This window comes from uncultured Campylobacter sp. (assembly GCF_937959485.1).
Taxonomy (GTDB): Bacteria; Campylobacterota; Campylobacteria; order Campylobacterales; family Campylobacteraceae; genus Campylobacter_B.
The window spans coordinates 183,542-205,004 of the sequence record NZ_CALGPY010000006.1; the positions used below are offsets into that span (position 1 = coordinate 183,542).

Sequence of the window (21,463 nt, forward strand, 5' to 3'; positions counted from 1 at the left end):
GCCGACCACATCGCAACTAAGTAAAGCTCCGCAAATCCTGCGTATAAGCCAACTGCCATGGCGACATTTGAAAAGCTGCTTCATAAGGCTTACAAAGCCCGCACAAGCAGCATTATCACCTATATTTTCGGGCAGGATAAATACACTTGGCGCGAGCAATATATGCAGCGCAAAAAATTTCAAATACAGCCGTTTAACAATTTTGATAAATTTTGGATTTAAGACAGGTTGCATCCCGGCACCTGGCTCGGCTCGAGCCCAGTCCGCGCTAGCTTGATTTTTTCGGGCACCGTTTGCTTTGGTCAGCTTTGTTTCGGATTTTTTCTGCACGTCTTGAGTCCGTTTTTGCGTGCTTTACTAAATTTGCTCGGCGAAATTTTACCACGATAAAATTTTACGTAATAAAGCTATACCTAAAAATTTCAAATCCGCTAAAGTTTAAAATTTTAAAGCTGCGTGGAGATTCGCCAAAGTAAAACTTCGCAAAAATTTAGCTAGAAATTTAAAAACGCTCATGCCGTTTGTCGTGCCGCAGGTAGGCTAGCGCGGCAATATAATTCATTCTCTACCGAGGCACGGCGAGCTGTTATTGCGGTAACTCAAACGGCGCGCCATGAACTTTTATCGCTACAATGAAGCAGAGGGTGGTCTATATTTTTGTAAATTGAGAGCACAATAAACGCAATAAATTTAGATATCACGGACGATCTGCGTGATTACGATTCTTATGTGTCGCGCCGTAAATTTTACTTGCGGCAAGCTTTGAGCCTAAAATAATTGTCGTCTCTTATCGCAACCGCGTCAAAGCCTAGGCTTTCTGCGCACTCAAATACCTCTTGCGTGCGGCGCAACAAGCAAGAATAAAAATTTTAACCGACCTAGCGCGGCGAGAGAGCCGCGCTTACGCCGCGATGATTTCGCGCACCTTTTCAGTGAAATTATCGCTCACGATGTATTCGGTCGGATAAACTAGCACCTCGCTGCCGTTGCGGATTCGCAGAATCAGCCGCTTGGTGTTTTTCAGCGCCGTGTCGCAAAATGCGAGATAGTAAATTTTATAAATTTTCTCGCGACTAAGCTCGCCTAAGCTTAGCTCAAACTCGAAATCCTGCGCGTTTTTTCGCTGTGCCTCGCGCTCTTTGCGCGCCTTAAGGGCGGGATCCTCCGCAGCAAACCCACCCCTTCGCCCCACAGAATTCTCTCCGCCGTAGCTGCCACTTCGTTCGCCACCGAAGCCGGAATTGCCGCCGTTAAAGCCTCCGCGCTCCCTACCACCGGAGCCTCGCACCTTACTAGGCACGTAGCCGTCGATATTTTGCGCGGCATCTAGAGTTAAAATTTCATCCAGATAAATTTGAAATTTGCCGCCGTAAGGGCTCGTGTTTTTGCTAAGCCGCGCCCAAAACGCCATCGGGCGCTCCAGCTGCGCATCCGTTAGCGCAGTGACCGCATCGCAAATATCGCCGAACGCGCTCATCTCGAAGCTGCCCGCAAGATCAAGCACCGTAAGATTTGCCATCTGCTTACCCGATTTGGTCGTGCGCGAAAAGACGTTTTCGATCCTGCCGACGCATAAAATTTTAACGCCCGCGCCCCCGTCGTCTACCAGCTCGCCGAATTCGCTGGATTTGGTGTATGAAATGCCGCCAAGCTCGGCGGCATAGGCTCTTAGCGGATTTTCGCCCAGAAATACTCCCGCGTGCGGACGAAAGCTCGGATCACGGGCGTTTTGCAGGCTCATCATCGAAAGAAACGACAGCTGATACGCTGCGCCGCCGACCGCGCTTTTTGAAATTTTAATCATAAAGGCGTACGGGCGCTCCCGCTCCTGCGGGCTTAAGTTTTCGATCGCCTTTAGCGCGTTATCGAACACCGCGAGCTCGAAGCTGCCGTGCAGATCAAGCACGTTTAAAATCCCCATTTTTTTGCCCGTTTTCGTCATGCGCGTGGATAGATCCTCGATCCGCCCCACGCTAAGCACCTCGGCGCTATCGCCCTCGATCTCGCTAAATGCCGAGGATAGCGTGTAGTCGATACCTTCTATCTCCTCTTTGTAATCATCTAGCGGATGTCCCGAAAGATACACGCCCACGGTCTGCTGCTCAAATTTCAAAATTTCGCCCTGCGGAAATTCCTTGTCGGTATCGACGAAGCTCACGCTCATGCCGCTAGTCATATCCTCATCCTCGCCAAAAAGCGAGCTTGCGGCGTCCTTTTTAATCTCGGTGATTTTTTTCATCACGTCTAGGATATTTTCCATATTTTGAATCATCGCCAGGCGACTCTTGCCCAGGCAATCCATCGCGCCTGCGTAGATCAGCGACTCGATGACCTTTTTATTGACGCGGAAATTATCCACGCGCGAAGCAAAATCGTCGATGCTTTGAAATTTAGCCTCGCTCTGAAGCTCTAAGATATTCTCGATCGCGGCGCCGCCCACCCCCTTGATCGCGCCGAGACCGTAGATGATCGAGGTGCCCGATTTGGAATTTTCGTCATCCACGACGCTAAAGCCTCTTAAGCTTTGATTGATCGACGGTGGCAAAAGCCCGATACCCAGGCGGCTAGCCTCGTCGATATATTTTGAAATTTTATCGGTATTGCCCTCCTCTGAAGTAAGCAGCGCCGCCATAAACTCCGCCGGATAGTAGGTCTTAAGATAGGCCGTCTGAAAGGTGATCATCGAATACGCCGCGGCGTGGGATTTGTTAAAGCCGTAGGAGGCAAATTTCATAATCAGATCAAATAACTCATCCGCCTTAGCTACGTCAAAGCCCAGCTCTTTGGCACCGCTTAGATACTGCTCTCGCATGTGGGCAAGCTTCTTCTCATCCTTTTTACCCATCGCGCGGCGCACCAGATCGGCATCGCCCAAGCTAAAGCCGCCCACCTTCTGCACGATCTGCATGACCTGCTCTTGATAGACGATGATACCGTATGTGGGCTCTAAAATTTCTTTTATCTCTGGGAAGATATAGCTAGCGCTCAGCTCGCCGTGTTTGATCCTGATAAAATCAGGGATTAGATCCATCGGCCCCGGGCGGTATAGCGAGATCATCGCGATGATATCCTCGAAGCGGTCGGGGCGCAGGTTCATCGCAAGATCCTGCATGCCCACGCCCTCGATTTGAAAAATCCCCAGCGTGTTACCGCTTTGAATCGTCTCGTAGGTCTTGTGGTCGTTGAAATCTATCTCCTCCCAGACGATATCACGGCCGTAGCGGCGCTTGACGAGCTTGGCGGCGTTATCGATAACGTCGAGGTTTTTTAGACCCAGGAAGTCAAATTTTATCAGATCGACGTCCTCGAGATAATTTTTGGTGTATTGCGTTACTAGGCGCGCATCCTCGCCCTTATCCTGCTTAAATAGCGGCGCTTTGTTCCACAGCGGCTCGTTTGAGATCACCACTCCCGCAGCGTGCATACCTGCATTGCGATTTAGCCCTTCAAGGCCCAGCGCAAACTCCCAAACCTGCTGTGCGATCGGATCTGCATCGATAAATTCTTTCAGCTTCGGCTCGGCGTCGTAAGCCTGCTTGAGCGTGATGCCGAGCTTATCGGGGATCAGCTTTGCCATCTTATCGGCCTGCGAAAGCGGCATATCGCAGACGCGAGCCACGTCGCGGATGACGCCGCGCGCGAGCAGCTTACCGAAGGTCGCAACCTGCGCTACATTGTATTTGCCATACTGATCGATGACGTAGTCGATCACCTCGCCTCTGCGCGCCTGGCAAAAATCCACGTCGATGTCGGGCATCGAGATACGCGACGGATTTAAAAATCGCTCAAAAAGTAGATTATACGGGATCGGATCGAGGTCAGTAATGCGAAGCGCATACGCGCAGATGCTGCCCGCCGCAGAGCCGCGACCTGGGCCAACCGGAATGTCGTGATCCTTCGCCCAGTTGATGAAATCCTGCACGATGACCATATAGCCCGAAAAATGCATGTTTTTGATGATGGCAAGCTCCTTTTCCAGGCGCTCGCGATAAATTTCATGCTTAGTAGGATCAATAAATTTAAGGCGCTCTTTAAGCCCTTCGCGGCACAGATAATCGAATAAAAAGTCATCGTTTGAAAAGCTATAGCGCTCATCAGGCTGCGGAAGCGAAAGCCCGAGCCTAGCGGCGTATTCGATCGTAAATTTAAAATTCGGCGGCGTCGGCGCGTAGTCCTTCTCGTCGAAAGCAAATTTCAGATTGCATTTTTCTACGATCTCGGCGGTATTTTCGATCACTTCGGGGATATCCGCAAAAAGCCGCCTCATCTCCTCATCGCTTTTTACGTAAAATTCCGAAACGACGTGTTTTAGGCGGTCGCCATCGTTGATCGTCTTGCCCATCGAGATGCACTGATAGACGTCGTGAGCCTTGGCGCGATCCTTGCGCGAGTAGTGAGCGTCGTTCGTGGCGATGATCTTGACGCCGATTTCGCGCGAAAGGCGGATGAGGTCTTTATCGACGTTTAATTGCTCGCCGATGCCGTGGCGCATGATTTCTAGATAAAAATCCTCGCCGAAAATTTCCTTATACTCAAGCGCCGCTTTTTTCGCCGCTTCGTAGCCGCCCGCGCCGCGCTTTAAATTTCGCTCGCTTCTATTTAGATGAAATTCCACCTCGCCCGCTAGGCATGCCGAGGAGCAAATGAGCCCCTCGCTATGCTCTTTTAAAATTTTTTTGTTGATCCTCGGATAGTAGTAGAAGCCGTCCAAAAACGCGCGCGAGCTAAGATACATTAAATTTTTATAACCCGTCTCGTTTTTGGCAAGCAGTATCAAGTGGTAGCGCTGGCGGTCGCTTTTATCGCCGATATCCTCGTGGTTGTGCAGGTAGGTCTCGATGCCGATGATAGGTTTAATGCCGTGCTTTTTCATCGTCTGATAAAAGTCTATCGCGCCGAACATATTGCCGTGATCGGTGATCGCGCACGCCTTGGTGCCGCGGCTCTGCAAAAGCTCGGCGAGCTCGCTTACTTTATTTGCGCCGTCTAGCAGCGAATACTCGGTGTGAAGGTGCAGGTGGGTGTAGTCACTCATTTTGATCCTTTTTTCTGTTGGAGCGATTATATTAAATTCGGGCTTTAGAAACGGTCAAATTTAATGGAATTTTAGCTTAAATTTCAGCGCGAAATTTTACGAGTAAATTTTGTTACGGAATTTTACTTCGAAGGTTTTACATTCTGGGTTTTGCGGATTAAATTTTGACAAAATTTTAAGCTTAAAATCCTGTGATGAAATTTTGCTATCGTAAAATTCCGCCTCGATGGAATTTTGGTTCAATATAGTTCCGTAAAATTTCACGACTTAAATCATCGTAAAATTTTGCGGTTTAAAATTCGCGCTTGCAAAGCCTTGCGGCTCTACGATCTTGAGAATTCCACGATCGCTTTAGCAAGCTCTCTAGTAGGATCGACGAAAATTTTATCGCTTTTGATTAACGGCAAAAATAGCGGCAGCTCGGTGCAGGCAACGACGTAAATATCAGCATCGATTTTGCCTAGCAAATTCTCAAAAGCTCCCACGTATTCGGCAGTCTTGCCCGCCTTAACACCTTTGTAGATGCAATCCATCAAAACCGCTTGATTTTCTTCGCCGAGATCCACGCTGATTAGCCCCGCTTCTTTAAGCGGATCGTCGTAAATTTTAGCTTTTTTTGTACCGATAGTTGCTAGCACAGCTATTTTATGGGCGTTTGGATAATTTTTGCGAATCGCTTTTACGGTGACCTCGGCGATATGAATTAGCGGGATTTCCACCGCAGCTTCTACATCGTCTGCGAAAAAATGCGCCGTGTTGCACGCCATCGCAAACGCCTTGCAGCCTGCATTTTTGAGCCTAACGGCGCTCTCGCTTAGGCGCGGAAGCGGATTTTCGCCCTTGCCTAAGATAAACGCCGTGCGATCTTCGATCTGCGGATAGCTATCGATTACAAGCGGAATATTTTCTTGATCGCTGCCCGCCGCAGTCTCTTCTATGATCTTCATATACAGATCCGCACTCGCCAAAGGTCCCATTCCACCGATAATTCCAACTCTTTTCATAGCTCGTCCTTTCTAAATTTTAATTGGGTTAATTCTCCCACTTACTCATATCCATTTCGTTTTCGCTCTTTGCGACGTAGATCGACGCGACAACATCGCCCGTTACGTTCATCGAGGTTCGCCCCATATCCAAAATCGCATCAATGCCCAAAATCATTCCGTAAGCGATCGCTACATTACCGCTTACCTTGACGCCGATAGACTCGAGCACTAAAAGCAGCATCAGCGCACCGGCTCCCGGAACCCCGGCAGTTCCGATCGCCGCAAGCATCGAAGTGATGATGATCGTGAGGTAGTGGCTGCTGTTTAGATCGATACCGCAAGCATTAGCGATAAAAAGAGTGCACACGCCCAAATATACGGTCGTGCCGTTCATATTCACCGTAGCGCCCACGGGCAAAACAAAGCCGTAGATCGCCTTTGGAATTCCCATATCTTCGGCGGTTTGCATCGTAATCGGAAGCGTGCCGTTGGAGCTGCGGGTAACAAAAGCCGTAAGCATCGGCGGACGCACTTTTTTAAGGAATTTAATCGGGCTAACTCCGATAAGCATACAAATAACGCAATAAACCGCAAATACTTGAATCGCAAGTCCCACGTATAGGGTAATCGTGACATTTAATAGCGAGCTGAAAGCCTCGATACCGCTTTTATTAAACACTACAAACATTAGCGCAAAAACGCCAATTGGTGCGTATTGCATTACCCAGTGCACGACCTTAAACATAATCTCGCTCATTCCGTCGAAAAAATTATAAACCGTATCAGCGGAATTTTTAATACGAGCATCACTAATGTCGCGACAAAACGCAAGCCCTACGCCAAGAAATAAGCAAAACGCGATGATCGGCAAAATTTCGCCCTTGGCTATGGAATCAAAAGGATTCGTAGGAATTATATTAAGCAAAATTTTACTCATACTAGGCGCGTTCGCTGCCTTTTCGACAGCCTTGGACGCATCGCTTAGATCAAGCCCGCTACCTGGAGAAAATACAAACGCACACGCTAGGCCGATGACGATCGCAAAAAGCGTCGTTATAGCGTAAAATATGATCGCCTTAACGCCTACTTTGCCCAGGTGCGCGGGCGAGATACTGCTAGTGCCCACGATCAGCGAACAGATAATGATCGGCACCATAATCATCTTTAAAAGTCTCACGAAAAGATCTCCCAAAGGTGTTAAAATCGCCACCCACGTTGTATCGCCCACCGGCATATTTTTAGGTAGTAACATACCAATCGCAGAGCCCAACACTAAAGCGATAATGATGCGCCAAAGCAAGCTTGAGTTAAAATAAAAGGCTAAAATTCCGCCTTTTTTCGTTTGATTTTCTGACATGGACATCTCCCTGCACTAAGAATTTTAACGGAATTCTACCGCAACTTGCCATAAAATAAAATTTAATCGGTCGCCAAATGAAAGTTAAATTTGAAAATTCAATTGCGAGCTTAACCAAATTTTAAAGCTGAAATTATGCGGCAAGCTTTGTCTTTTGAAGTTATGAAGCGGAATTTCAAAGGAAAAACGACGCATGGAATTTATGGAATTTTGTGAATTTTGATGCAGTGAAAAGCCGAAATTTTGTGGTGGTGGGCTCACTAGGACTTGAACCTAGGACCATCCGGTTATGAGCCGGATGCTCTAACCAACTGAGCTATGAGCCCGCCAGCGGTGAAAAAGAAATGTGATTTTACAAAAATAATCTTAAAACGGCGTTAAAATTCTAACCGCAGAATTTTATGAAACTTAGGCCCGCTCAAATTGTGGCTAAATTTCACGCCAAAGCGCGCGACTTTATCTGATTTACTATCAGATCGCTTTCATGCGCATAAGGCGGCGTAAATTTAAGACAAAATTTATATATTCCGGCTCTTAAATCCGCCGCCATAATCTAATCCGCCCTTAAATCGCGTGAATTAATAGCTTGTTTTCACGCTAATAGGCTCCGATAGCATTTTAGGGACGCCAGGTAGCTCATACGCTCCCTGGCAGATATTATTTTCGGCATCGGGACCTTTTTCGATAGAGATAGTTTTCTTTTCGCCGTCTACGCTGATTAGAAAGCATTTATCCCCTTTTAAGCTTTTAAGATATGCGGAATTCGCTCCGTTAGGCTCTAGCGGAACATTCGTCATAACCGAAAAATCGGATGCGAATTTGCCTTGAGAGATATAGTAAGCGTCTAGATCGTATTTAACGGTACTTAAATTTGTCGCTAATCTAGAAATCTCCGCATCATCTCTAGTAGTCAGCCCTGGTTCCGCAATCGCTACTGCAGGTAAAGCGATTGCTACGATACAAACCGCAGCTACTATCGTCGCTACGGATACTTTTTGGGGCGTTACGTCATATTTGTAGTTCTGCAGCGACTCTGCGGCGACGGCAAGCGAGCTTTTATTTTTGCGCACCATATCGCTAGTAAAAGGTAAAAATAGAAATTTACTGTATTCCATAAGACCCAATCCCGCGGGAGCGGTCCGACTAAAATGGTTAAGGATTAAACCCGACAAATAAGTTAAAATAGCCAAATCCAACCGCTTAGAAAAAACCAAATAATGTTGCCTAAAATACGCATATTTTACCTCTTTATAAATTATGTAAATCAAGCAAGCCGCCTGCTACAGACGTTGCACAGCCCACCATTGCTTTTGCGGCGTATTTGATGCAACCTGCACGCTATGCCGCACAAAACAAGTCTTGTACGCGCAAAATTTCCCATGCGCAAAACAACTGCGAAATGATAAGGGATGGGGTTTAACGATTGGCAACAAACTCTTTTCATCGATAAAATTTTAGTATGCAAATAACTGCGGCGATGGTGTTTAAAAAATTTAAATTTGTTTTAAAAAATATTAGAAATTCTAAAATTTCGATGCCGAAATTTAAAAAATTTCATAAATTTTATAAAATTTGCAGATCAAAATTTTAAAATTTTTACAGTACAGAAAAGCGAATTCTTAAAAATTTTGCTATAGCTTTTAGTGTAAAATCTTCCTAATTGAGATACAAGATAGAAATTCCAAATCAAATTTTCGCAACATGAAGCGCTTCCTTAATTATGAATTTAAAATTTTACACGCTACACGGTGCGGCATATTTCTGCCGAGATAAAATTCACAAGCTAAATTCCAACCTCGCAAACTCAAAAGCATACGGCAATTACTTCTTGAAATTCTAGCACCGCTTGTCCGCGGACAAATATCGTGTTACTTTACAAAATTTGAGCCTCACGACGCAAGGCCGCCTCGCATTTCGTTCAGACGGCGACCCGTCCGCACGCCGCTATGGCGTCTCGTCGCCGTCTTGGTTTTGAAGCGCGCCCGCTTCGCTCTCCGTCGCAATCGCCTCGAGGCTTAAAATTTCATCGACGTCCTCCAGCTGCGCTATGCCGCTTCCGGCGATGCTTCTGATACTTGCGTGCATCGCGATCGCGCCGTCTCGCGCACGCGCGATCTGTTTTTCACGCTGTTTCCAGATGCGCTCCATCGCGTTGCGCTCCTTATTTAGGCTCTCTTGCATGCCGACAAATGCCGAAACGATCGTCTTTATCTGGTTTGCAAACTCGGGCGAGGTCAGATAGTCGTAGAGCATCGCCGTTTTGCTATCTTGATTTTGCCCCGATCTTTTGGCAAACGCAAGCGCCACGACATGTTCGCGCAAGACGGCGCAAAGCCCCTTAAATTCCTCAAACGAACAGATCCAGATGCTAGCATCGCTCGGCGCTTGATGCAGCCTAGGGCTGTGAGGCGGCATCTGCTCGGTGACGATAACGCCGATCTGCGCGCTCTCGCCTATCATATCGTCTTTGAGTTTGTCGATCCATTTGGGCTCGAAGCTTTTCGTGCGCTTACTCTCGTATAAAATTTTACCGCAGCCCGCAAACTCCCTCGTATGCACTGTCTGCACGCAGTCTGCGCCGCGCGCGCCCTTTTTGACCTCATCTATCTCGTCCAAAGGAAAGTTTAGCCGCAGATACTCCTGTAGCGCAAGCTCCTGCACCTCGCCCTGAAGCTGCTGCGAGCCCACCTCCGAGCGGCGCTTGAGCTCGTTTATTTGGCCGATTAAGCTTTGGATCTGCTCATCTTTTTGGCGGAATTTCAGCTCATTTTCCTGCGAAATTTGCTTCGAAAGCCGCTCACGCTCTTGGTTTACGCGGTTGGTTAGCTCGATCTCGGATTTGGCTTTATTCTCGGCTTCAAGCTCGCTAAATTTACGCTTTTGCGCTTCCATTTCGGCCTTTATTAAATTTAGCTCCGAAATTCTTTGCGATTTTTCTTGCAGCTCCTTTTGTAAAATTTCAAATTTCGCCGCATTTTCGCTCTCGATCTGAGATTTTGCGAGCGCTAAAATTTTCTCCCGCTCGTTGTTTAGCGCGGAATCGGTCGCCGCTTTTACGCGCTGCTCGAAAGCGTTTTCCTTCGCTTGCAGCTGCGCAAGATGCTTCGCGTACTCCTCACGCTTAGCGGCGATCTCGGCTTCAAATTTAAGCGTGGCTTCGTTTTGCTGCTGCTGCCACTTTCGCTTCTGCTGCAAAATTTCATCTTCAAATTTAGCCTTGATATCGCGTTGCAACGCCTCGTCTATATCAATCTGCGAGCCGCAGTGCGGGCACTTTACGTTAGCCATTTTTGCTTCCCAAACTCTGCTCTTTCATCTTTTCAAATTCCTGCGAAATTTGCGCGGCATTGGGCTCATCAGCCATCTTATCAAGCACCGAGTTGTAGCGATTTACGAGCAGTATCGCAAGCGCCGAAAAGCAAAAGCCTGGCAGCAGCTCGTAAACGACCCCTGAAAGCCCCGATAAGATCCAGCAAATGACCGTGATACCGCCTACGAGCATGCCCACCAAAGCCGAGAGCGCGCTCATCTTTTTAGAATACAGGCTAAAAAGCAGCACCGCGCCGAAGCTCGCGCCAAATCCCGCCCAGGCGTTTCCGACGACGTTTAGCACCGTATCGTTTGAGCCAAACGCCAATATCGCGGCGACTGCGGCGATGATCACGACGGCGATACGGCTACTTAGCGTCTGCGTGCGCTCGCTCACCTCTTTTTTATAAAACGCGAAGATAAAATCTTTCGTAACCGCGCTAGCGCTTACCAAAAGCTGACTTGAGATGGTGCTCATAATCGCCGCCAGTACCGCAGAGATTATCACGCCTAGGATAAATGGATGAAAGAAAATTTTACCGAGCTCTAGGAAAATTTTTTCGGGATCGTCTATGTTAAGGCCCTTTTGCGAAAAATACACAAAGCCGATCAGACCGCTAAGCATCGCGCCCGCAAGACCTAGCACCATCCACGAAATTCCGATGCGGCGCGCGCTATCAAGCTCACGCGAGCTTCTGATCGCCATAAAGCGCACGATGATGTGCGGCTGCCCGAAGTATCCGAGCCCCCAAGCAAGCAGACCCAAAACGCCTAAGAAGCTTTGATTGTAAAATAGATCAAGATGGTTCGCGCCATATAGCCGTACCTGCGCCAAAAAGGAGCTGTCCGCAGGGATCTGCAGCGCGCGGTAAGAAAACAGAGGGATTAAAATAAGCACCGCAAACATCAGCGCACCCTGAAATGCGTCGGTGATCGCGACGGCCTTAAATCCGCCGAAAAAGGTATAAAACACGACGATTAAGATCGTAGCGACCGCGCCGTAGGTAAAGCTTAGCCCGAAAAAGCTCTCAAAGGTCTTGCCGCCCGCGATGATGCCGCTGCTAACATAGAGCGTAAAAAATATGATGATCAAAAGCCCCGAGATGATGCGAAGCGTCTTGGTACGGTCTTTAAAGCGGTTTTCTAAAAAATCCGGGATCGTGACGCTGTCGCTTGCTACCTCGGTGTAAATTCTAAGTCTTTTTGCAAGAAATTTATAATTGCACCATGCGCCCACGCAAAGTCCTAGGGCTATCCAGATATTGCAAATTCCCGTTGCAAACATCGCGCCGGGCACTCCCAAAAGCATCCAGCCGCTCATATCGCTAGCGCCCGCGCTAAGTGCCGTTACGAATGGGCCTAGGCGGCGGTTATCGAGCAGATACTCGCTTAAGCTCGCATTCTTGTCATAATAATACCTACCTATAAAAATAAGTGCGCTGAAATATATCGCGATTGCGCAATAGGTCCAAAAGCTCATCGTTACCTCCTTTTAAAAAAGCTAATTTTACTCTATTTCAAATAAAATTTTACTTTCGGAATTTAGCCAGATTTTAACGAAATTTTAGTATTCTTGCCATTTAAATTTTAAGAAAAAGGCGCCTTGGTTGAACGAGAAAATTTTAAAGGTCGTATTTGTTTTGACTGTAATCGCCGTGGGGCTTTATTTCACCTATCCCGAACTGAGCGAAGCGCAAAAAATTTCATACGCCAAAAGCTACGGCATTACTCTTATTTTGACCTCCGGCGGCATTGTGATCGGTATCGCATTAGGATTTATGCTGGCATTTTTAAAATTTCTAAACAATAAATTTCTAAGCTTCATTATCGACGAATACGTAGACATCATCCGCGGAACTCCAATCGTTATCCAGCTGATGGTGTTTGTGTTTATTATCTTTGCTACGTGGAGCAATAATATCGCAGCTGCGATCTTTGCGCTGGGGCTTAATAGCTCAGCTTACGTCGCGGAGATCGTGCGCAGCGGTATAAACAGCGTCGATCGCGGCCAGATGGAAGCTGCGCGCGCGATGGGGCTAGGCTACGGCACGGCGATGAAAGAGATCGTCTTTCCGCAGGCGATAAAAAATATCCTGCCTGCGCTTGCGAATGAGTTTATTAGCCTATTTAAAGAGACCTCGGTCGTGGGCCTCGTAGCAATTACTGATCTTACGTTTTTTTCAAAAAGTATGCAGGCGGCGCTTTATACCGTCCAGCCGATACTTTTTGCCGCAGTGCTTTACTATGCAAGCGTGAAATTTTTCTCGTTTTTAGTAAAAATGCTAGAAAGTAGGTTAAACCGCAATGATTGAAATATCAAATTTAACCAAATCCTACGGCAATTTATCGGTGTTAAAAGGAATTTCAAAGACCATAAATAAAGGCGATATCGTAGCGATAATCGGCCCTAGCGGCGGCGGTAAATCAACCTTTTTGCGCTGCTTAAATCTGCTTGAAATTCCAAGCGGCGGCACTATTAAAATAGACGGCGATGATATTACCGATAAGCACACTGATATTAATAAAATTCGCCGCAAAGTTAGTATGGTCTTTCAGCATTTCAACCTCTTTGCAAATAAAAACGTACTAGAAAATTTAACTCTAGCGCCCATAAAAGCGGGTATCTATACTAAAGAACAAGCCTACGCAAAAGCAGAGGAACTGCTGCAAAAGGTCGGTCTTAGCAATAAGGCCTATACTTATCCGCACAAGCTTAGCGGTGGGCAAAAGCAACGCATCGCAATCGCTAGAAGTTTGGCGGTAAATCCGGACGTGATTTTATTCGATGAGCCCACTTCGGCGTTAGATCCTGAGATGATCGGCGAGGTGTTAGGTATAATGAAAGAGGTCGCCAAAGAGGGCATTACGATGCTTGTGGTAACGCACGAGATGGGCTTTGCACGCAATGTCGCGAATAGGATTTTTTTTATGGAGGGCGGCAAGATCGCTGTGGATGATACGCCTAAAAACGTATTTGAAAATCCGCAAAATCCGAGATTGAAAGAATTTCTAAATAAAATTTTAAACCACTAAAGGAGAGGGAAATGAAAAAATTTATTAGATTTTTAGTTGCGGGCGCTTTGCTTTGCGGTTCGCTAGTCGCTAAAGACATCACCAAAGATACACTTATCGTAGGCACGAACGCCGAGTATCCGCCGTTTGAGTTCGTGGATGAAAACTCCAAGGTTACCGGCTTTGATATGGATTTGGTAGCCGAGCTTGCCAAGCGCGCGGGGGTGAAATATGAAATTTTAAATATGAGCTTTGACGGGCTAATCCCTGCGATTAAAAGCGGCAAAATCGATATGATCGCCTCGGGAATGAGTGCGACACCGGCTCGTAAAAAGGCTATCGATTTCACGGCTCCTTACTATAAAGTCGAGAATTTATATGTCAAGCGCAAGGATGATAGCTCGTTAAATTCTAAGGCGGATCTGCAGGGTAAGCGCCTTGCCGCGCAGCTAGGCACTATCCAAGAGCTTGCGATCAGAGATATCAAAGGCGCCGAGGTTAGCGCCACGGAGAATGTTTTTGTAGCCGTTATGTCGCTGAAAAACAAAAAGATCGATGCGCTTTGCGTGGATTCGTCCGTGGGCTACGAATATCTTAAGAAAAACGACGATCTAACCGCATTTTTTAAAGAATCCGACGGCAGCGAGGGCTTTTCGATCGCATTTGATAAGGGCAAGTATCCCGAGCTGCTAGCTAAGTTTAACGCAGCGCTTGAGGAGATGAAAAAGGACGGCAGCTACGAAAAGCTTTTGGAAAAGTATAATTTAAAATAATCCGCAAAATTTAGGCGCAAATTCTGCAATAGAAATTTGCGCTACCTAAGAGGAATCCTATGAAAAAGATATTTTTAGCACTTGCGATTTTGCTCTGCACGCAGAGCTTTGCGGAGCAAAAAGACAGATACGGCATCGCTGCGTTTGCAGGTCTTGGCAATGACGGTAGAAGCTTCGTTTTTACCTTCAGAAAGGCTCAAAAAGATCGTTTCTTTCCCTGCGACTTAAAAAATTTAAACATAATCGCCGCGGGCGCTTCTAGGTGCATAACGGACGCTAAGGAGCTAAAGAAATTCGACAAAGAATATAAAAAAGCTCTCGAGTCCGTGATAAAACCCGGCAAGCGCTACTACGTAAATTTAATCGATCGTGGCAATGACGCCTATGTCTGCGACGCAAGCGATCCTAAAAGTAATCTGCGATTAGACCTAGTGGCAGCAGGGTTTGCCGTGCCGACAACCGACGATAGCGAACTTCTTTTAAAAGCCGCCGAGGAGGCCAAAGAGGCTAAGCGCGGAATGTATAGCGCAAAATTTTGGGACGTTACCAACTGCATTTTAAACGGCGTACCTATACCTAAAAAAGATGAGGATAGATGAGCGAAATTTACGCGCTTAGCGACGATGCCTTAACGCCGCCGCAAACTATCTTTTTGCAGATAGATGAAATTTTGCGCTGCGGCGTGAAGCTCGTGCAGTATCGCAGCAAGCTCGCCGCGCAGGATGAAACTTTAATCCGCTCTCTCATCAGTCTTTGTGAGGATTACGGCGCCAAACTCATTATCAACGACGATGCGGCGCTTGCCAAAAAGCTAGATGCACACGGCGTGCATATCGGCAAAGGTGACGGCGAGACGGCGCAGGTGCGCGAGTTTTTAGGCACGGATAAGATCATTGGCGTTAGCTGCTACGCTGATCTTGCTCGCGCGCAAAAGGCCGAAGCGCAGGGTGCTAGCTACGTAGCCTTCGGCTCGCTAAGGCGCAGCAAGACAAAGCCTAATGCGCCGCTTTGCCCCAATGAGCTCGTGCAAGAGGCGCGAAAATCTTTAAACCTCCCAATCGCCGTAATCGGCGGGATAAGCTTAGAAAATCTGGATGAAATTTTAGCCCTCAAGCCCGATTATATCGCGATGGTAGAGGCGATCTACAGGCCCGCTTCGATTACGCAGAATTTAGCAAATTTAAAGGAAAAAATGGATGAATATATTTGACGCCGTGATTTTAGGCATCGTTGAGGGGCTGACTGAGTTTCTGCCCGTAAGCTCAACCGGGCACATGATCCTGGCTGCAAAACTGATGGGCTTGCAGCAGACCGAAACGCTTAAATGCTTCGAAGTCGTTATCCAGCTAGGCTCGATCCTAGCGGTCGTGGCGATGTTTTACAAGCGGCTTTTGGTTGATTTCAAGCTCTGGTGCAAGCTCGTCGTGGGCTTTATCCCCACCGCCGCGATTGGATTTTTGCTCTATAAAAGCATCAAATCGCTATTCGCGCCGCAGACCGTCGCCTACGCGCTGATCGGCTGGGGCATTATTTTTATCGCGGTCGAGCTCTTTCGCAAGGCGCGCCCTAGGGAAAATGAACTAGAGCATCTGGATCAAATTTCATACGTTCAGGCTTTCATCATCGGGCTTTCGCAATGTTTTGCGATGGTGCCGGGCACTTCGCGCAGCGGCGCTACCATCATCGCAGGGCTTTTGTGCGGGCTAAGCAGAAACTTAGCCGCGCGCTTTAGCTTCCTGCTAGCGATCCCTACGATGTTTGCGGCGACTTTCTACGACACCTATAAGAATTTAGACACCTTCGCGCAAAATTCCGCTAATATCACGACCTTTCTCATAGGCGGGGTAGTGGCGTTTATAGTGGCGCTTGCGGCGATCAAGCTATTTCTAAGCTTCGTTTCGAAGTTTGATTTCATCCCGTTTGGAATTTATAGAATTCTAATCGGCGCCATCTTTTTCATCTTCGTTTTTTAAACGCAATCAACAAAGGAATTTCATGAGCCTAGCAAAAAATATCGGCGCATTTTTAAAAGACAGATTCAGCCTCCTATCGGTATTCAGCGGCGCGGTGCTAAACGCATACGCGCTAGTTTTGGTATTAAATTTAGCGCTCGGGCTGCTTCTTATCGCGCGCGGCGGCGAGCTGCTCTCTGCGCAGGCGCTGTTTTTCGTGGCGTCTGCGATCTGCGGCGTGACGATACTTTTTTTCGCGCTTTACGCGATTAGCTTTTACAGCGCCAGGCTATATAAAATTCTCGCCTTTGCGCTTCTGGCGATAAACGTAATCTTTGCGATCACTCAGATTTTTTTGATCTTTAGCTTGGAGCTTACCTACTCGCACGGCACGCTGGATGCGCTGGTGCAAACGACGCCCAAGGAGGCCTTTGAGTTCGCGCATGCGTTTTTAAATTTCAAGCTTATCGCGGCTTTTTTGGCGCTTTTAATTTTCGTCATCGTCGCTCTTAGGCTTAGAGTGAGCCAGCGAGTGCGGATGAAGCTATGTCGCGCGATAAAGTTAGCCTTTTTGCTTAGCTTGCTCGTTTTTATCGCGCATGCGGCGTTTAAAAGCTACGTAGCCAAAAGCTCGAAAATGCGCGCCAGCATCATAATCGCGCTAAATAAAATTCCGATTTACAACTTTGCTTTCGTTACAAAGGATTATTTCGGCGCCGATTTTAAAAGCGTGCGCGAGCTGCAAGCCGGATACCAAAGCATTTACGCCTCGCATTCACATAAAACCGTGCCAAACCGCATCTCAAACGTCGTTTTCATCATCGGAGAGAGCCTGCAGCGAAATTTCATGAGCCTATACGGCTACTATCTGCCCACCACACCGAATCTGCAAGCGCTTGAGCAAAGTGGAAATTTAATCGCCTTTAGCGACGTCGTCTCACCGGGCGCCAAGACCAACGACGTGTTAAAATACGTGCTAAATTTCGGAAATTACGAGAGCGAAAAGCAGCGCCCGTGGAGCGCTAACCTCGACATCGTAAATCTCGCGCGACTGGCAAACTACGAGACCTTTTGGATCAGCAACCAGGAGCGCTACGGGCAGTGGGCGGTCGCAAGCGGCGCGAGTGCGCAGATGACGGATCACTCGGACTTTACGAACCAAATCCCGGTTTACAAATACGCCTACTCGCTCGACGAAGTTATGCTTCCGAGTATAAAAAATTTCAAATCTGGCGCGAGAAAATCGCCCCTTGCGCGCAAGGACGAAAACTCCGCCGCAGAGGTAAACAGCACGCAGAAAAAGGATAAATTTTTCATCCTTCATCTGATGGGCTCGCACCCGAGCTACGAGTTTCGCTATCCCAAAAGCTTTGCTAAATTTAGCGCCGCAGATATCTCGCGCGAGCCGCTTGATGAGGGGCAGAAAAAAGAGCTCGCGCACTACCTAAACACCGTGGCTTACAACGATTTTATCGTGAGCGAAATTTATAAAATTTTTGCTAGCGACAACACGCTGATAGTCTATTTCAGCGACCACGCCCAGAGCCTTTATCAATACCGCGGCAAGCTAATCCACGGCGGCATCAACCGCTTCACGCTCGAAATCCCGCTGATTTTCATGGCGTCGGATAAGTTCAAAGAGCAAAACGCTGATCTTTGGGCGCGCATCGCCGCAGCCAAAGACAGGCCGTTTTTAAACGACGATCTCATCCACGCGATCGCAGAAATTTTAGAGATGACCGACCTGCCCGAGTACGATCCCACTCGCTCGGTGATAAACGTCGATTTTAACGCCTCGCGCCCGCGCATCATCGAGGGGGTCGATTACGATAAGGTTTATAGGCTGCAGAAGGAATTTGGCGAGTAAATTCGGTGAAATTTTGCGTCTTTTGAGGGCGCAGAATTTCACCTCTTAAAATTTGCACTCTTATCGCAACTGCTCGCGCCTTAATTTAGCTTTCGGGCGGGCGCGTCAATTTAAGCCGCCACGAGCTCTGCGATAAAATTTCTCGCCGCGGAAGTTTGCCGAGTAAAATTCAGCTTTGCAGAATTTCAAAATTTTGCGGCTAAAATTCCACTACGCAGAATTTTCCATGCGTTCACGAAATATAAAATTTGCGAAGCTCGTTCAAATAGCGAAATTTTGAAATTTAGGAATTTTAAAATTTGGCAGCGTTAAAATTTATCCACGCGGCACGGAATTCTACCGCTCAAATTTCACAGCGTAAAATTCCATAAAACAAAATTTTACGGATAAAATTCCGTCGGCAAATTTAAAATTTCAAAATTCCAAGCTGCAAAATTTTATGCCGAAGAATTTCGCGTTCCAATCGGCACGGAGTATCTGCTGCCGAGCCGCGCATAAAATTTTACGCTACGAAATTACACCGACAAAATTTTATGTCGCAAAATCCCGCGCCATAAAATTTAAAAGCGGCTCTTGTTATAAAATTTTGCGAGCTTAATTTACGCTGCCGCAGCGGTATTTGCCCGCTACGAAGGTGATTTTATCGCGGATCTGAGCGATCTGTCTTAGCGCCTCTGCTAAGAAATCCACGTCGCTTTCGTCGTGGATGAACGAGAAGCTAGCCCGCACCCAAGCGGGTTTGCGCGACATTTCGGTATCGGGTTGCAAGCCGAGCAGATCAAAGCCGTAAGGCGCAGCGCAGTCGCATCCTGCGCGAGTCTGGATCTCAAATTTCTGCCCGAGCACCCCGGCTAGCGCGTCCGCGCCGAGCCCTTGCATATTGAAAGCAAAGATCGGCACGCGCGGCGTAGTCAGATTGCCGTAAATTTCAATCTCTGGGATCTTTGAAATTTCGCTTATGAAGCGCTTGCAAATCGCCTCTTCGCGCGACTTGATCGCATCTAGCCCCGCGCTTTTGCGAAGCTTTAGAGCGAGGTATGTCCGCACCAGCGCGATGATGCCCGGCGTGCCCGCCTCCTCCAAGCGCTCCTTATCGATTATAAAGCACTGCGTTAGGGCGTCTGCGTATTTGATCGTGCCGCCTCCCGCGAATGTCGGCTCCTCGCCGCGCAAAAGCTCCTTTCGCACCGCCAAAATCCCGCTAGCGCCCACTCCGCCCAAAAGCTTGTGCGCGCCGAAAAACATACCGTCGCAAAAGCCAAGATCTACGTTTTCGTGCGCGATGAGCGCGCTAGCGTCCACAAATAGCCGCCCGCCGTACGCTTTTAGCATCAAGTAAGCGCTCTTGTAATCTAGCTTAAGACCCGTCACGTTCGATGCCGCGGTAAGTACACCGTAAATTTCGCGCCCTTTATTTGCGGATAGAATTTCACCCAGCCGCGCAAAGTCCATCAGCCCGCTTGGATCCAGTGGCACGCGCACGACCTCGCAAAGCCCCTGTCTTAGGCTAATTTCAACTGAGTGATGCTCAAAAGGCGAGATGATGAAAAGCGGCAGCTCTTTTATGCTTTCGCGCCGCAAACCGAGCCTATCTCGCGTTACTGGCGGCAGATAGATGCCTAAAATTTCCCAAAGCTTCTTAATCGCCGCAGTCGCGCCGAAACCGCAGGAGATCAGGTAGTAGCGCTCTTCGCAGCCTAGAAGCTCTTTGATTTTGACCCTTGCGTTTTCGTAGTAATCGCTCGTAATCTCGGCGTTGGCTCCGCCTGCGGAGTGGACGTTGGCATATGTTGCAAGCACGCGCTCGATCTCCGTTTCTATAGGGCGATACGCAAGCCCCGAAGCGGCGAAATCGAAGTATTTGACCCCCTCTTTTAAGATGATATTTTCTTTGATCGTTTGAAAATCCAAAGCGCGACTCCAAAATTTTTGCAAATTATATCCAAACTCGCTAAAATTACGCCCGCAAGGAGGGCGAAATTTACGAGTTAAAAGACACTGCGCGAAATTTAGGCGATGCTGATATCGACGCGATTTTGCAGTTTCATTTCGTATTTGACGAGATCGGCTGTATAAGCGGCTACGCGGACGTTTTCGAAGCGATCGAAAATGAAATTTTGCTCTGCTTTGAACGTCTCGGCGAGCGCTTTAAATTTGGCGGCGAGTACGAAGAGCAGATCAAAAAGGCGCTGATGAAATTCGCTAGAAGCGACCGCAAAAAAATAGGAATTTCAAAAATCTTGCCGCGATTTACGGCGCAAAAAATCACTGCAGATCTCATAAACGCGAAGTTTTTAATCACCGAAAAATCAAGCGAACAAAGAGCGCAAAAAGCCCGCAAAAACGACCACCTACCGCGCGCGCTGCGCCGCTACCATATCACCGACAAAGTCCATTTTAGCAGCAACTTTGCGAGGTTTTGGTTTAGATTTATCGAGCCAAACCTGCCCGCGCTGCGCCGCGGCGAGATAGGACGCGTGCTAAGTCTAATCAAAGCGGATTTCAACGCCTACGCGGGGCTCGGGTTTGAAATTTTAAGCAAGGAGCTGCTCGCAAAGTATTTAAATTTAGAGATTTCGCAAATTTCAAGCTTTTGGAACAAAGAGGTCGAGATCGACATCTACGCGAAATTTGAGAGCTTTTGCGTCGCGGGCGAGTGCAAATACAAGGAGCGAAAAATTTCAAAAAACGTGCTAAACGAGCTTATGCTCAAATGCGAAAAAGCGCACCTCGCGCCCGATCTGCTCGCGCTGTTTTCCAAAAGCGGCTTTAGCGGCGAGCTGCGCAACCTAAAAAGCGATAAAATTTTACTCTTTTCGCTCGAGGATTTTAAAATTTTACTTTGAGCTGCGCGCCAAAAAAGCCTAGAATATGGCGCAAGCGAGCGGTACCGTGCGCGTACTACGGTATGCCGCAAGAAATGAGTAGGGTGCTACCTACGGATACGCTATCTACGGCGGCACGGGCAGAGCATGGGTAAGCGCAAGGCATGGCAGACGCGCTATCGATAGGCGGTATGAAGGTGTGTTTGAGCGGACGGCGGCGCTATGGATAGGCAGACAGCGCGCTATCAGAGGCACACTATGGCGGCAAATTTTAAACGCAATCTGCAAGCAGAAAATCCGCCAAGCGCCAAATGCGAGTTTTTAAAATTCTATCACTAAATTTTAGC

The 21,463-nt window shown here is 47.8% G+C and carries 17 protein-coding genes and 1 tRNA gene; 9 read left to right on the forward strand and 9 right to left on the reverse strand.

The window, feature by feature from the left end:
* The first annotated feature begins 57 nt into the window (after positions 1-57).
* Entirely contained in the window at positions 58-222 is a 165-nt protein-coding gene (locus Q0380_RS05825) for a hypothetical protein (protein WP_298961273.1), read from the forward strand.
* A 679-nt stretch (positions 223-901) separates the two neighbouring features.
* Here Q0380_RS05825 and dnaE read toward each other — a convergent pair.
* From dnaE to putP, 8 genes are all read right to left on the reverse strand, one after another.
* A complete protein-coding gene (gene dnaE / locus Q0380_RS05830) occupies positions 902-5,035 on the reverse strand; it encodes a DNA polymerase III subunit alpha (RefSeq protein ID WP_298961276.1) in 4,134 nt (1,377 codons plus the stop codon).
* A 96-nt stretch (positions 5,036-5,131) separates the two neighbouring features.
* Positions 5,132-5,278 carry a hypothetical protein gene (locus tag Q0380_RS05835; protein WP_298961279.1) on the reverse strand — a complete coding sequence of 49 codons (147 nt, stop codon included), beginning with the start codon at positions 5,276-5,278 and terminating at the stop codon, positions 5,132-5,134.
* A gap of 80 nt (positions 5,279-5,358) precedes the next feature.
* Positions 5,359-6,039: an amino acid racemase gene (locus tag Q0380_RS05840; protein WP_298961282.1), complete on the reverse strand. Its 681-nt coding sequence runs from the start codon at positions 6,037-6,039 to the stop codon at positions 5,359-5,361.
* A 28-nt stretch (positions 6,040-6,067) separates the two neighbouring features.
* Positions 6,068-7,378 (reverse strand): dicarboxylate/amino acid:cation symporter, encoded by a 1,311-nt coding sequence (locus tag Q0380_RS05845; protein WP_298961285.1) that lies wholly within the window; start codon positions 7,376-7,378, stop codon positions 6,068-6,070.
* Positions 7,379-7,627: 249 nt separating this feature from the next.
* A tRNA-Ile gene (locus tag Q0380_RS05850) sits at positions 7,628-7,704 on the reverse strand.
* 252 nt (positions 7,705-7,956) lie between these two features.
* Positions 7,957-8,493, reverse strand: coding sequence for a hypothetical protein (locus Q0380_RS05855; protein WP_298961290.1), 537 nt, complete (start codon positions 8,491-8,493; stop codon positions 7,957-7,959).
* An 829-nt stretch (positions 8,494-9,322) separates the two neighbouring features.
* Entirely contained in the window at positions 9,323-10,666 is a 1,344-nt protein-coding gene (locus Q0380_RS05860) for a DUF2130 domain-containing protein (RefSeq protein ID WP_298961293.1), read from the reverse strand.
* Positions 10,659-12,167 carry a sodium/proline symporter PutP gene (putP, locus tag Q0380_RS05865; protein WP_298961296.1) on the reverse strand — a complete coding sequence of 503 codons (1,509 nt, stop codon included), beginning with the start codon at positions 12,165-12,167 and terminating at the stop codon, positions 10,659-10,661. The genes Q0380_RS05860 and putP overlap by 8 nt, the downstream gene beginning before the upstream one ends.
* 169 nt (positions 12,168-12,336) lie before the next feature.
* Here putP and Q0380_RS05870 point away from each other — a divergent pair, with 169 nt between their 5' ends.
* From Q0380_RS05870 to Q0380_RS05900, 7 genes are read left to right on the forward strand one after another with little or no spacing between them, the layout of a single operon-like run.
* On the forward strand, positions 12,337-12,999 hold the full coding sequence (locus Q0380_RS05870) for an amino acid ABC transporter permease (RefSeq protein WP_291940149.1): 663 nt from the start codon (positions 12,337-12,339) through the stop codon (positions 12,997-12,999).
* Positions 12,992-13,720, forward strand: a complete 729-nt coding sequence (locus tag Q0380_RS05875) for an amino acid ABC transporter ATP-binding protein (protein ID WP_298961299.1) — start codon at positions 12,992-12,994, stop codon at positions 13,718-13,720. The genes Q0380_RS05870 and Q0380_RS05875 overlap by 8 nt, the downstream gene beginning before the upstream one ends.
* 11 nt (positions 13,721-13,731) lie before the next feature.
* Positions 13,732-14,472, forward strand: a complete 741-nt coding sequence (locus Q0380_RS05880) for a basic amino acid ABC transporter substrate-binding protein (RefSeq protein WP_298961302.1) — start codon at positions 13,732-13,734, stop codon at positions 14,470-14,472.
* A gap of 59 nt (positions 14,473-14,531) precedes the next feature.
* Positions 14,532-15,071 (forward strand): hypothetical protein, encoded by a 540-nt coding sequence (locus Q0380_RS05885; protein WP_298961305.1) that lies wholly within the window; start codon positions 14,532-14,534, stop codon positions 15,069-15,071.
* A complete protein-coding gene (gene thiE / locus Q0380_RS05890) occupies positions 15,068-15,682 on the forward strand; it encodes a thiamine phosphate synthase (protein ID WP_298961308.1) in 615 nt (204 codons plus the stop codon). The genes Q0380_RS05885 and thiE overlap by 4 nt, the downstream gene beginning before the upstream one ends.
* Positions 15,669-16,445, forward strand: coding sequence for an undecaprenyl-diphosphate phosphatase (locus tag Q0380_RS05895; RefSeq protein ID WP_298961311.1), 777 nt, complete (start codon positions 15,669-15,671; stop codon positions 16,443-16,445). The genes thiE and Q0380_RS05895 overlap by 14 nt, the downstream gene beginning before the upstream one ends.
* Before the next feature lie 22 nt (positions 16,446-16,467).
* A complete protein-coding gene (locus Q0380_RS05900) occupies positions 16,468-18,291 on the forward strand; it encodes a phosphoethanolamine transferase (protein WP_298961314.1) in 1,824 nt (607 codons plus the stop codon).
* A 594-nt stretch (positions 18,292-18,885) separates the two neighbouring features.
* Here Q0380_RS05900 and Q0380_RS05905 read toward each other — a convergent pair.
* A complete protein-coding gene (locus tag Q0380_RS05905) occupies positions 18,886-20,202 on the reverse strand; it encodes an aminotransferase class V-fold PLP-dependent enzyme (RefSeq protein ID WP_298961317.1) in 1,317 nt (438 codons plus the stop codon).
* 125 nt (positions 20,203-20,327) lie between these two features.
* Between Q0380_RS05905 and Q0380_RS05910 the strand changes: the two genes are divergently transcribed.
* A complete protein-coding gene (locus tag Q0380_RS05910) occupies positions 20,328-21,137 on the forward strand; it encodes a DUF234 domain-containing protein (protein WP_298961320.1) in 810 nt (269 codons plus the stop codon).
* Positions 21,138-21,463 lie beyond the last annotated feature (326 nt).

Coding starts and splice junctions, on each gene's coding strand:
- putP (WP_298961296.1), bottom strand. CDS start 12,167: ATGAGCTTTTGGACCTATTGCGCAATCGCGATATATTTCAGCGCACTT.
- thiE (WP_298961308.1), top strand. CDS start 15,068: ATGAGCGAAATTTACGCGCTTAGCGACGATGCCTTAACGCCGCCGCAA.
- Q0380_RS05880 (WP_298961302.1), top strand. CDS start 13,732: ATGAAAAAATTTATTAGATTTTTAGTTGCGGGCGCTTTGCTTTGCGGT.
- Q0380_RS05845 (WP_298961285.1), bottom strand. CDS start 7,378: ATGTCAGAAAATCAAACGAAAAAAGGCGGAATTTTAGCCTTTTATTTT.
- Q0380_RS05895 (WP_298961311.1), top strand. CDS start 15,669: ATGAATATATTTGACGCCGTGATTTTAGGCATCGTTGAGGGGCTGACT.
- Q0380_RS05900 (WP_298961314.1), top strand. CDS start 16,468: ATGAGCCTAGCAAAAAATATCGGCGCATTTTTAAAAGACAGATTCAGC.
- Q0380_RS05860 (WP_298961293.1), bottom strand. CDS start 10,666: ATGGCTAACGTAAAGTGCCCGCACTGCGGCTCGCAGATTGATATAGAC.
- Q0380_RS05855 (WP_298961290.1), bottom strand. CDS start 8,493: ATGGAATACAGTAAATTTCTATTTTTACCTTTTACTAGCGATATGGTG.
- Q0380_RS05840 (WP_298961282.1), bottom strand. CDS start 6,039: ATGAAAAGAGTTGGAATTATCGGTGGAATGGGACCTTTGGCGAGTGCG.
- Q0380_RS05875 (WP_298961299.1), top strand. CDS start 12,992: ATGATTGAAATATCAAATTTAACCAAATCCTACGGCAATTTATCGGTG.
- Q0380_RS05825 (WP_298961273.1), top strand. CDS start 58: ATGGCGACATTTGAAAAGCTGCTTCATAAGGCTTACAAAGCCCGCACA.
- Q0380_RS05885 (WP_298961305.1), top strand. CDS start 14,532: ATGAAAAAGATATTTTTAGCACTTGCGATTTTGCTCTGCACGCAGAGC.
- dnaE (WP_298961276.1), bottom strand. CDS start 5,035: ATGAGTGACTACACCCACCTGCACCTTCACACCGAGTATTCGCTGCTA.